1 protein-coding gene is annotated in these 857 nt (G+C 65.2%); it reads left to right on the plus strand.

All coding sequences use genetic code 11. The features are described 5' to 3' along the window. A partial coding sequence (locus AC5P1B_RS35720) for an aminofutalosine synthase MqnE (protein WP_493892201.1) occupies positions 1-857 on the plus strand: 857 nt, incomplete at both ends.

Below are 857 nucleotides of genomic sequence, written 5' to 3' on the forward strand. Positions count from 1 at the left end.
ATAGAGGAGGCCGTCCGTCTCGCGAAGGCGATGGAGGGCGAGAACCTGACCGAGTTGCACATCGTCAATGGTCTGCATCCGACGCTGCCCTGGCGCTACTACCCGCGCTCGCTGCGCGCTTTGAAGGAGGCGCTGCCGCAGGTGTCCCTCAAGTGCTTCACGGCGACGGAGATCCAGCATTTCGAGAAGATCTCCGGGTTGTCGGCCTCCGAGATCCTGGATGAGCTGATCGACGCCGGGCTTGAGTCGCTGACCGGTGGCGGCGCGGAGATCTTCGACTGGGAGGTCCGGCAGCACATCGTCGACCATGACACCCACTGGGAGGACTGGTCGCGTATCCACCGCCTGGCGCACGAGAAGGGTCTCAAGACCCCGTGCACGATGCTGTACGGGCACATCGAGGAGCCGCGCCACCGGGTGGACCATGTGCTGCGGCTGCGTGAGCTCCAGGACGAGACCGGCGGTTTCCAGGTCTTCATTCCGCTGCGCTACCAGCACGACTTCGTGGACATGAAGGACGGCAAGGTCCGCAACCGCCTTCAGGCGCGGACGTCGATGGCGACCGGCGCCGAGGCGCTGAAGACCTTCGCGGTCTCCCGGCTGCTGTTCGACAACGTGCCGCACGTCAAGGTCTTCTGGGTCATGCACGGTGTGCAGACCGCGCAGCTCGCCCTCCAGCACGGCGCTGACGACATGGACGGCTCGGTCGTCGAGTACAAGATCACGCACGACGCGGACAACTTCGGCACACCGGACAAGCTCACCCGCGACGACATCCTGGACCTCATCAGGGACGCGGGCTTCCAGCCCGTCGAGCGCAACACCCGCTACGAGATCATCCGCGAGTACGACGGCCC

Source organism: Streptomyces sp. A01, assembly GCF_059026195.1.